The sequence below is a fragment of the Posidoniimonas polymericola genome (genome assembly GCF_007859935.1).
In the GTDB taxonomy this organism is placed as follows: Bacteria; Planctomycetota; Planctomycetia; order Pirellulales; family Lacipirellulaceae; genus Posidoniimonas; species Posidoniimonas polymericola.
The window spans coordinates 648,175-658,950 of record NZ_SJPO01000001.1; the positions used below are offsets into that span (position 1 = coordinate 648,175).

General features: G+C 68.9%; 8 protein-coding genes. 5 read left to right on the plus strand and 3 right to left on the minus strand.

What is annotated here, in order from left to right; translation table 11 throughout:
* The first annotated feature begins 165 nt into the window (after positions 1 to 165).
* The 3 genes from Pla123a_RS02655 (at position 166) to Pla123a_RS02665 (ending at position 5,099) form a co-directional block, all read left to right on the plus strand.
* The gene (locus tag Pla123a_RS02655) at positions 166 to 969 is read left to right on the plus strand and encodes a PEP-CTERM sorting domain-containing protein (RefSeq protein ID WP_146583972.1); all 804 of its coding nucleotides are present in this window, start codon (positions 166 to 168) and stop codon (positions 967 to 969) included.
* 369 nt (positions 970 to 1,338) lie between these two features.
* Positions 1,339 to 4,698 carry a PAS domain S-box protein gene (locus Pla123a_RS02660; RefSeq protein ID WP_146583973.1) on the plus strand — a complete coding sequence of 1,120 codons (3,360 nt, stop codon included), beginning with the start codon at positions 1,339 to 1,341 and terminating at the stop codon, positions 4,696 to 4,698.
* A gap of 29 nt (positions 4,699 to 4,727) precedes the next feature.
* The gene (locus Pla123a_RS02665) at positions 4,728 to 5,099 is read left to right on the plus strand and encodes a response regulator (RefSeq protein ID WP_146583974.1); all 372 of its coding nucleotides are present in this window, start codon (positions 4,728 to 4,730) and stop codon (positions 5,097 to 5,099) included.
* 4 nt (positions 5,100 to 5,103) lie between these two features.
* Here Pla123a_RS02665 and Pla123a_RS02670 read toward each other — a convergent pair whose 3' ends face one another.
* A complete protein-coding gene (locus Pla123a_RS02670; protein WP_146583975.1) occupies positions 5,104 to 6,327 on the minus strand; it encodes a permease in 1,224 nt (407 codons plus the stop codon).
* 230 nt (positions 6,328 to 6,557) lie between these two features.
* On the opposite strand from Pla123a_RS02670, the gene Pla123a_RS02675 reads away from it, so the two are divergent.
* The gene (locus Pla123a_RS02675) at positions 6,558 to 7,013 is read left to right on the plus strand and encodes a GNAT family N-acetyltransferase (protein WP_197527607.1); all 456 of its coding nucleotides are present in this window, start codon (positions 6,558 to 6,560) and stop codon (positions 7,011 to 7,013) included.
* Between the two features lie 137 nt (positions 7,014 to 7,150).
* Positions 7,151 to 8,209: a nucleoside hydrolase gene (locus tag Pla123a_RS02680; RefSeq protein WP_146583977.1), complete on the plus strand. Its 1,059-nt coding sequence runs from the start codon at positions 7,151 to 7,153 to the stop codon at positions 8,207 to 8,209.
* Here the strand turns inward: Pla123a_RS02680 and Pla123a_RS02685 are convergent.
* Together Pla123a_RS02685 and Pla123a_RS02690 are read right to left on the minus strand one after the other, a co-directional pair.
* Entirely contained in the window at positions 8,193 to 10,328 is a 2,136-nt protein-coding gene (locus tag Pla123a_RS02685) for a M56 family metallopeptidase (protein WP_146583978.1), read from the minus strand. The two genes, Pla123a_RS02680 and Pla123a_RS02685, sit on opposite strands and share 17 nt — an antisense overlap.
* A 21-nt stretch (positions 10,329 to 10,349) precedes the next feature.
* On the minus strand, positions 10,350 to 10,724 hold the full coding sequence (locus Pla123a_RS02690; RefSeq protein WP_146583979.1) for a BlaI/MecI/CopY family transcriptional regulator: 375 nt from the start codon (positions 10,722 to 10,724) through the stop codon (positions 10,350 to 10,352).
* Positions 10,725 to 10,776: the final 52 nt, after the last annotated feature.

Genomic DNA, 10,776 nt, shown 5'->3' on the forward strand with positions numbered 1-10,776 from the left:
CGCTGCAGGCGGAGCTAGCAGACGCCCGAGCCCTGTGTAGGTTGCCCAGTCTCCGCAGCGTGCACCGGGCTGCACGCGGTTGGTTGCTGGTCGCGTCCCCGAGCCCTAAGATCGTGGACAGATGTTGTCAGCCACGAGTCGACGCCTAGGGAGGGAACTTGGCTAATGAACCGTTCACTTTTACACGCCGCTGGTTGCGGCGTGGTCTGTTTGGTAGTCCTGTTGAGCACGGCTGCTCGCGAAGCACGGGCGGTTAGCTACGCGGTGAACGTGGATGGCGTCGACGCCATCTTCCTGGCGGGCCGCACCGACCTGACGATCCCCGACGCGTCGCTGCCGTGGACCGGGCCCGGCGACTACCTAGTGCGCCACCCATCACCGACGCCCGAGGAGGCGCTCGAGAGCCTGCCTTCGGGCATCGGCATCACCGCGGGCGACGTCGTGCGGGTGCTTGACCCGACAATCGGCGGCATCGACTTCTACAACGGTTTTGGACCTCCCTACTTCGGCCCCAGCGGCAACTCGCTGGCGGGCAGCTCGGTGGGATCGCTGGGCGGCATCAGCGGCTACGCAGGCCCGCAGGGCCCCTTAACGGGCGTGTTCCTCGACGACTCGGTCCCGTCCGCCGGTCCTGCGCCGTCGACCATCGATTTCACCCCCGCTGGCATTGGCGTCGACTTTCCAGAACTCAGCCCCGAACTCGGGCAGGTGTTCTACATCGGCGACGGCGTCACGAGCGGCGGCGTCTTTCAGGAGTTTACCGCCCCGGCCGGTGCGACCCGGCTGTTCCTCGGCATCCCCGACGGCTTCGGCTTCAGCGGTCCGCCCGGCGCCTACGACGATAACGACGGCTCTTACCGGGTGGTGATTGGGGTGAACGAATTGCCGGTCATCCCTGAGCCAACAGCGGCCACTCTGGTTGCCCTGGCGGCGTGCTGCTTTGCACGCGCCCAGCGGCGGCGCCGCTAGATGCGAGCCGGCGTGTGGTGATCCGTCCGTCACCTTGAGGATTAGGCACGCCGCGGATACTCTGAATAGGGTCAGGAGTTTGATTCCCAGCGGGGAACGCGGCAGCCGGAAGCCGTGATCCCGACCGACCAAGTCCTCAATAACTGGGGACGCGTTACGCGAAGCACAGGGTTGGGTGAGCGGCCGAGGGCCGCCAGCGGTCGGCCCGTGTGAAGTTGGGCCGCGCAGCTGCCCCCGCGGGCGGCGCGTGCACTCTTCCGTACGGGCCCGGTCGCAGATTGCTGTCGGCCCCGCCTTTGCGTCGCCTCCTGACGAAGCGCTCGCCTCACCACCCCCGCCACATTGACCCGCCGCACCCAAGGATCGCGCATGCCCTCTCTGTCGGCGCCAACCCGCGTGTCGCAGGGCGTGGTGTGCCTGGCGGGCGGGTACGCGCTGGCAAGCGGGTCGGTCACCCTTACCGGCTGGTTGTTTGATATCAAACGACTCGCGGACTGGTGGGGTGATGGCATCTGGATGCAGTTCAACACGGCGCTTGCCGCGATGGCCAGCGGGCTGGCGTTGCTGCTGCTTACCCAGCTGACGGGATCCGCGTGGGGGCGACGGGTTGGCCAAGCGGCGGCGGCGCTCACCATTCTGATTGGCGTCCTGACGCTGGTGGAGCACGCCACCGGCCTGAACATCGGGATCGACACGCATCTCGATCGCTCCTGGGGGCAACGGGCCACGGTCTCGCCGGGCCGGATGGGGCCGCCTGCCTGTATCTCCTTCACGCTGCTGGGGGTCTCGCTGCTCTTGCTGGTGCGGGGCCGAAGGGGGCGCCGGATCGGCAGCATCATGGCGGTCGCCCCGCTGCTAATCTCGTCGCTGTCGCTCATCGGCTACTGGTTCGGCGCGGACCAGTTGTTTGGCATGGCGAAGGTGACCGCCATTGCGCGTCAGACTAGCACCATCCTCGCCGTGCTGGGCGTCGGGGCGATCGCTGCTTACCCAGAACGCGGAGCGTTCTGCGCCCTTAGCCGCGACGACATCGGCGGGCAGTTGTTCCGCCGCCTGCTGGCGCCGGTGCTGGTGGTGCCGTTGATCATCGGCTGGCTATTGGTGCGCGGGCACAACCTGGGCTACTACGATCAGGGGTTCAACGCGGCGGTGCTGGTGCTGGGCGGCGTGGCGCTGTTCGTGGGGCTGCTGTGGTGGACCGCCAAGAACCTCGGCCAGTACGCGGTCGAGGCGCAGCGCGCCCAGAACTACCTTGCCGCCATCGTCGAGAGCTCGCACGACTCGATCATCAGCAAGACCCTCGACGGGACCATCGTCAGCTGGAACGCGGGGGCCGAGCAGCTGTTTGGCTACACCGAGGTCGAGGCGGTCGGCCGTTCGATCGAGCTCATTGTCCCGCCCGAACGGCGGGACGAGGAGCGCGACATCCTCGAGCGTCTGCAGCGGGGCGAGCGGATCCAGAACTACGAGACCCGCCGCCGCCGCAAGGACGGCGAGCAGGTGTACGTTTCGATGTCGATTGCCCCGGTGAAGTCGGCCTCGGGCGAGGTGCTCGGCGCGTCGAACATTGCCCGTGACATCACCGAACGCCGCCGCGCCGACGAGGCGGTGCGGCGCCGCGAGGCCGACCTCCGCGCGCTCGCCGACACGATGCCGCAGCTGGCCTTCATGGGGCACCCCGACGGCGGCATCTTCTGGTACAACCAGCAGTGGTATGAGTACACCGGCCTCGCGCAGGGCGAGAGCGAGGGCTGGGGCTGGCAGAAGCTGCACGACCCCGACATCCTGCCGACCGTGCTCGCGCGGTGGCAGCAGTGCCTGGCTTCCGGCGCGCGGTTCGAGATGGAGTTCCCCCTCCGCGGCGCCGACGGCGAGTACCGCTGGTTCCTGACCCGCGTGCACCCGCTCCGCGACGACGCCGGCCACGTGGTGCGGTGGTTTGGCGCCATGACCGACATCGACCGCAGCAAGCGGGTGGAGCAACGCCTCCGCGAGCAGACCGAGACGCTCGAGCTCCTCAACGAGACCGCCAAGGCCGTCGGCTCGGTGCTCGGCCTGGGCGAGCTGTTGCAGTTCATCACCGACATCGCGCGGCGGCTCAGCGGCGCCAAGTACGTCGCGTTCTACTGCAACACCGCCGACGAGGCCGGTGACGAGCTGACGCTGCGCGCGGTGTCTGGCGCCCTCCGCGAGGCGTTCGACCCGCTCGCCACCCCGTCGGCCCTGACGCTGTTCGGGCCCGACGCCGGCGGCGACCGGTCGGTCTGCGTGGACGACCTGCAGCAGGTCGCCTCGAGCGACCCCCAGAGCGACTTCCCCGGCCTGCCGCTGGGACGCTTCACCGTGCGCAGCTACCTGGCCGTGCCGGTGGCGTCGCGGTCGGGAGAGATCGTCGGCGGGCTGTTCTTCGGCCACCCCGAGCCCAACCGGTTCGGCCCGCAGATCGAGCAGGTGATCGCCGGTGTGGCTTCGCAGGCGTCGGTGGCGATCGACAACTCGAGGCTCTACGAGAACCTTAAGCAGGCCGCCGACGAGCGGCTCATGCTGCTCGAGGCCGAACGCGCCGCCCGCTCCGAGGCCGAACGCGTCAGCGTCATGAAGGACGAGTTCCTGGCCACCCTCTCGCACGAGCTGCGGACCCCCCTCAACGCCATCCTGGGCTGGGCCCAGATCCTCGACCCCGACGAGTCCGACCGCGAGGAGCTCGCCGAGGGGCTCGAGACCATCCAACGCAACGCCCGCACCCAGACCCAGCTGATCGAGGACCTGCTCGACATGAGCCGCATCATCTCCGGCAAGGTGCGGCTCGAGCCCAAGCTGCTGACCACCGCCGAGGTGATCCGCCAGGCGACCGAGTCCGTGCGGCACTCCGCCGAGGCCAAGGGCATCAAGCTGGTGCACAACTTCGACGCCGAAGGGCCGGTCTGGGGCGACCCCACCCGGCTGCAGCAGGTGTTCTGGAACCTGCTCAGCAACGCCATCAAGTTCACGCCCGCAGGCGGCAGCGTCACGACCACGCTGAGCGAGCGGGGCGGGCAGGTTGAGGTGAGCGTCACCGACTCGGGCATCGGCGTGAAGCCGGAGTTCCTGCGGGTGATGTTCGACCGCTTCCGCCAGGCCGACGCCACCACGACCCGCGCGTACGGCGGGCTTGGGCTGGGGCTGTCGATCGTTAAGAACCTGGTCGAGCTGCACGGCGGAACCATCGAGGCGTCCAGCGAGGGCGAGGGCCGCGGGGCAACCTTCACCGTCCGGCTGCCGGTGAACGAGTCCGAACGCCACGACCCGCGGCAGTCGCAGGGCGCGGCGCCCGAGGAAGCCGACCCGGGCATGGCCGGGCTGCGGGTGCTGATCGTCGAGGACGAGGTCGACTCGCGGGCGATGCTCAAACGCGTGCTGAAGCAGTCGGACGCCGAAGTGATCGAGGCCGGCTCCGCCGACGAAGGGCTCCGCCTGCTGAAGTCGACCCGGCCCGACGTGATCGTCAGCGACATCGGCATGCCCGGCGTCGACGGCTACGATTTCATCCGCAGCGTCCGGAAGCTGCCGGTCTCGGCGGGCGGCCAGACGCCGGCGGTGGCGTTGACGGCGCTCACCCGCTCCGAGGACCGCACCAAGGCGCTCATGGCGGGCTTCGGGGCGCACGTCGCCAAGCCGGTCGACCCCAAGCGTTTGCTCAACACCATCCACGGACTCGTCGCTACGGCCCGTAGCAGCGAGGCCAGCTGATTGCACTACTCAGGCGCTTCTGCAGAACTATGACCGCACTCACCACCAGCCAGGTCCGGATTGTCATCGCCGAGGACGACCCCTCGTCGCGCGAGATGCTGGTGCGCCTGCTGGCGAAGCTCGGCTACGAGGTAGCCTGCGCCGTAGAGAACGGCGCGGACCTGCTCGACCGCTGCCGCGAGGAGCGGTTCGACGTGGTCCTGGCCGACCTCGACATGCCGCAGATGGACGGGCTCGAGGCCGCCGAGGAGATCGCCAAGCTTGGCCAGCCCTGCATCCTGATCTCCGGGCACGCCGACCTGCACCAGATCGTGCTCGACCGCGAGCCGATCATCTCGGCGCTCTCCAAGCCGGTGCTGCTGCCGGAGCTGGAGCAGGCGATCCGCCGCGCGCTCGGTTAGGCGGTCAGCGGGGCGTGAAGCCCGCGGCGCGGACCAGCTCCGCCAGCCTGGCCGCGGTTACCGGGCCCTCGACCACCGCCCGACCGGGAGAGAGCGTGACGCTGGCTTGTTGGATGTCGCTGTCGGCGCGGAGCGTCCGCTCGAGCTTGGCCACGCAGCCGCCGCAGGTCATGCCGTCGACGCCGATCGATTGGCCCGAGTCGGACGCCGGCAGCGGCTGCTTGGCGCGGCGCCACGCCGCGAGTTCCTCGGCGGCGAATTTTCCGACCAACGCCAGCAGCACCACGGCGCTCGCTGCCGACCACCAGTTTTGGTGCTGGTGGTGGAGCATCTCGGTGACCGCTGCGGCCGGGATAACCGCCTCGAACAGCAGCCCGGCCGCCACGCTGCCGGCGATGATCACGCCGAGGTACACCGCCAACGCCCGGCCGCCGAGCGCCTTGCGGACCGCTCCAATGGTCGCCAAGTTGGTAGCCGGGCCCGCCATCAGGAACACCAACGCCGCGCCGGTCGGCAGCCCGCCCGCCACTAGCGAGGCGGCAATCGGCACGGAGGCCGTCGCGCAAACGTACAGCGGCACCGAGATCACGAGGGTCAGCAGCATGGCGGCCAGGTCTCCCCACACGGCGCCGCCGCCGGCCGACAGCCCCGACAATGCGTTGGGGGGCAGCAGCACGCCGATCAACGCCGACGCAACCACGCCCAGCACCAGCCACCGCCAGAGCGACTTGAGCAGCATCTGGGCGTACGACAGCACCTCGCCCAAGCTCCGTGGCGCCGGCGGTTCGTCTTGTGCAATCGGCAATGCAAAGCCAGACGGTGTGTCGTCGACCGCGTCGGCCAGCCAGCCACCGACAACGCCGGTCACCGCGGCCGCTGCCAGTTTGAAGACCGCGAACGGCCATCCGAGCATCGTCGCGCTCACCAGCACCGAGTCGACGCCGGTCTGCGGCGTGCTGATCAAGAAGCCGACCGCCGCGCCGCTCGACGCGCCGGACTTCCGCAGGCTCAACCCGACCGGGATCACCCCGCACGAGCAGAGCGGCAGCGGCACGCCCAGCAGCACGCTCTTCACCACGCCCCACGGGCCGCGGAGCTGGCGGTTGAGCCACCCGGCGGGCACCAGCACGTGCAGCAGCCCGCCGGCAAGCGCGCCCAGCAGCAGCCACGGGGCGAGCTCCAGCGTGATGGTCCAACAGGCAGCAAGGAATTCGAGAACGCGTGGCATAGGGGGGCAAACGATTGGGCGATGGCTTCCGGCCGCGGGTCGCGGCTACTAACGTAACGGTTGCCCACGACCGCGGCCGGGTCAAGGCCGGCCACCAAGCGGGAGGCCCGCGAATGCGAGAAACCGGCCCAGTGACCGCGAACCGGGGCGGCCCTACGGGTGACCCTGATGGTGACCTTCCAGGCAACAAGAACCCGACCGCCGGCAAACCAAGCACCCCCTTTTCCGCCATGCTGACCTTCCACGTCAACGAGCCCGCCCACCTCGACGCGTTCATCGCTCTTAACGAGGCCTGGATCACCGAGTACTTCGAGCTCGAGGAGGGAGACCGCCGGCTGGCAGCCGACCCCGGCGCGATCGCCAGGTCCGGCGGGGTGGTGATCTCCGCGATAGAGGACGGCGAGGTGGTGGGGGTGGGAGCCGTTGTACCGCTGGAGGACGGCGTCTGCGACTTCATCCGCTTCGCCGTCGACCCGAGCCGGAGGTCTCAGGGGATCGGCCGGCAGATCATCAACCTCGCGATCGAGCACGCCCGGGCGATGGGCGGCAAGCAGCTGACGCTGTACACCAACACCAAGCTCGAGGCGGCGCAGTCGTTGTACAAGTCGCTCGGATTTGTCGTCACGCACCGCGGCCCCCACCACGAGTACCGCCGCCCCGACCTGGTGATGTCGCTCGACCTCTAGACTAATTTAAGAACCTCTGTGCGAGTGACAGCAGGGTCGGGGCGACGGGTTGTGGCAATGCAGAGGGCAGGTGAAACGCCCGGCGTAGGCGGCTAGAATGACAGTTCTTGTCCCGCCCTGCTGGAGTCGCCGCCACGATGCCGTCCGCCGCTAACCGACGATTGTTTGCCGTGCTGTCGATCGCCCTCGCCGCCACGGTCTGGCGCGCCGCCGGCGCCTGCCAGGCGGCGGAGCCGACGCCGCTGATCTTTGACACCGACTTCGGCAACGACTGCGACGACGTGCTGGCCCTGGCGATGGTCCACACGCTCGCCGACCGCGGTGAGTGCGATCTGTTGGCGGTGACTGTCACCAAGGACCACCCGTACTCGGCGCCCTTCGTGGATGTCGTGAACACGTTTTACGGCCGGGGCGACACGCCGATCGGAGTCTGCCGCAGCGGCGTCACGCCGGACGAGGGCAAGTACAACGGACTCTGCCAAGCAACCGACGACGGCCAGTTTCGCTATCCGCACGACCTCACGAGCGGCGCCGACGCGCCCGACGCGGTCGCCGTGCTGAGAGAGTCGCTGGCGGCGGCAGCAGACCGCTCGGTCGTGATCTGCCAGGTCGGCTTCTCGACGAACCTCGCTGCGCTGCTCGCTTCTGCGGCCGACGAGCACAGCCCGCTGGCAGGCCGCGAGCTGATTGCTCAGAAGGTGCGGCTGCTGTCGGTCATGGCGGGCGCGTTCGAGTCGATCCCCGGCCCCGACGGCCAGCCTCGCATCCACCGCGAGTACAACGTCGAGCGCGACCTCGCGTCGGCCCAGACGCTCGCCGAGCAGTGGCCGACGCCGACTGTGTGGAGCGGGTTCGAGATCGGCATCGCCTTGCCGTACCCGCACGAGAGCATCGAGCAGGATTTCGGCTACTTCCCGCACCACCCGGTCGCCGAGGCCTACCGCTTGTACAGCCCGCCGCCGCACAACCGCCCGACGTGGGACCTCACCACGGTGCTCTACGCCGTACGCCCCGACGAGGGCTACTTCCGGCTCTCGCCACCCGGCCGCGTCACGATCGACGACAACGCCGTCACGCACTTCCAAGCCGAGGGCCACCGCGACCGCTACCTGATCATCGGCCCAGCGGCCCGCGAACGGGCGCTGGTGGCGATGGTAGAGCTGACGAGCGCCCGGCCGGCTACGGATCGGCCTTAGGGATCTCGATACCGTTGGGCGTGTCGGCAAACCAGTCGACCGTCACGGCGTAGCAGAACGCGCCGGCCGGTTCGGGTTCGTTGCCCTTGTCGTCCGGCGGCAGCGGCGCCATCAGCAGCGTCTGGCCCTTCTGCATCCGGCAGCGGGCGGTGAGCGTCCGCTTGGACATTCGCAGCGACTGCACCGTGACCTCCCGATTGGGCAGGGTCGTCGTGCCGACGTCGTCGATGTGCGAGAGCAGCAGCTGGCAGTTGAGGTCGAGCGTCTGGTCGTCGATGACCCGCGGCAGGACCCGCACCTCGGCGCCCTCGGACAGCACCGCGATGTTCGGTTGCGCGGCCGTGGCAGACTCGCCGCGGACGTAGTCGACGCCTAGCACAAACGGCGTTTGAGACTGGTCCCGGACCATCGCCTGCTGGCCGCTGAACAGGGTGACCTTCGGCGCCTGGTAGAGCCCGCGGCGGGGGTGCGCCTGCCACTTCTCGATCAGGGCATCGGTCGCGGCGGCGTCCAGTGTCGCCGCGATGAACGGCGAGTAGTCCACCACGACCGACTTGGTTGTGAACAGCGGTTCGTCCACATCGCCGTTGAAATCTAAGCCAGGCGTGGTTGAGTAGCCGCCCGCCGGGTGTGGAAATGGCGTCGCCACCGGCTCTTGCTCGATGTCGGGAAACGCGACCGAGCGGGTCCAGTCGACGCCCGGCAGGTCGTCCAGTTTGGCGGCCCTGATGACTCGCGTGCTGACGAACACCTGCCAGGTGTGGCCAGAACGCGCGACCTCCTCCAGCTGGGTGGAGAAGAGCTGGTGGACCGCCTTGGTCGCCCGCACGGCGACTCGGCGGGAGCCCTCGGGGGGTAACGCCCTGGGCTTTCCGCCTTGCATTCTTGAGAACGCCAGCAGCCATGCGCGCGGGTTCTCGGCATCGGGATGGACCTCTTGGATCTTGGCGAGTGCCTCCGAGAGATCGTAGGTCCGCAGCTCGACGGCGTCTGCGTCAGGGCCGTCGAACGCCCAGCTGTATGGACTGGTCTGTAGGGGCAGGCGGTCGTGCGCGTTGTCCGAACGTGAGGACGCCGGGTCGGTCAGCGTGACGACCGCGACGACCGCCAGCAACGCGGCGCCCAAGAGTTGCGGCGCGCGGCGGAAGCGGGGCGTGGCCTCGCTAAGGGCCTCGATCCGGGCGCCGAGCTCACGGGCAGAGCGAGCAAACCAAATCCCGACCAGCCCGGCGGCGGGCGCCGGCCCGGCCGATGCGAAGCGGAGCAGCAGGTCGGCGTAGTCCTTGAGCTGCGCGGCGGGCAGTCGGCGTCGGACCGCCTCGTCGCACGCCTGCTCGCGGTACCGCTCGTAGCGTCCGAGAGCGAGCCACGCGATTGGGTTGCACCAGTGCAACGCCCTCACCGGGGTTAGCAGCCACGCGGTCAGGCAGTCGCGGCGGCGGAGGTGGGCCGCCTCGTGCAGGGCGACCATGCGGAGCTCGTCGGAGGTGAGCGGCTCGTCCGCGGGCAGGCAGAGCGTCGGCCGCAGCACGCCAAACAGCGCCGGCGCGCCGAGGCTCGGCACACGCTTGATGCGCGGGCGGCGGACGCCGACCTCGTCGCACGCGTGCAGCACCACGTCGACAACCGAGGTGTCGTCCTCGGCTGGGCAACGACGCAGCTGCCAGGCGAACCTAACCGACGCCAGAGTGGCCCGCAGCAGCACCCAAGCAACGCCGGCCGGCCAGGCGGTCATGAGAATCCAGAACAGCACGTCGTCCCATATCGCACGAGATGGCGGCGCGGCGGGCGTGGCTGTGGCTGGGATGGTTGGGGAGGGCGTCGGAGAAGCAGCAGCGGTTTCCGTATGGTTGAGCTGCGGCTCTGCCACGGCGACCGCCGAGCGGTCACCCTCCAGCAGGCTCCACGCCCGCTGCACGCTATACAGGCTCTCCGGCGCGACCGGCATCATCAGCCTGGCCGCCACCAACAGCCACAGCGCGGCGCGGATGCCTGGGGCAATCCGCTTGCCGGCCACTCGGTCGACAAGCCACACCAGCAGCACCACCGCCACAGCGGCGATCCCGGCATTGGCAAAACATTCGAAGAGCTCTTCGATGGGATGAATGAAACCGCGCATGATCAAACCTTCCTTGGGGGATCAGTTGGACTTCTCGTCTAGCAGGCGACGCAGCTCGGCGACCTCCTGCTCGGTGAGCTTGGATGTCTTGACCAGGTGCATCAGCGCCGGCGCGGCGGCGCCGCCGAACACGCGGTCGAGAAACGAGCGGCTCTCACGCCGCACGCAGTCGCTGCGGCGGACGGCCGCGCGGTACAGGTAGCGTTTGCCGTCCCGCTCGTAGGAGAGGGCCTGCTTCTTCACCAGCCGGTGGAGCATGGTTTTCACCGTGGCGGCGGTCCAGCCGTTGGCCTCCGCCAGCTGCTCGACCACCTGCTGGGCCTCGACCGGCTGGCCCTCCCAGACGACGTTCATCACCAGCCACTCCGCGTCGGAAATAGCAACACTGCTTGCCATAGGGGCCTCCTTCCTTGTTGGCCGGCAATTTAGATTACATCTGTAAACGGTG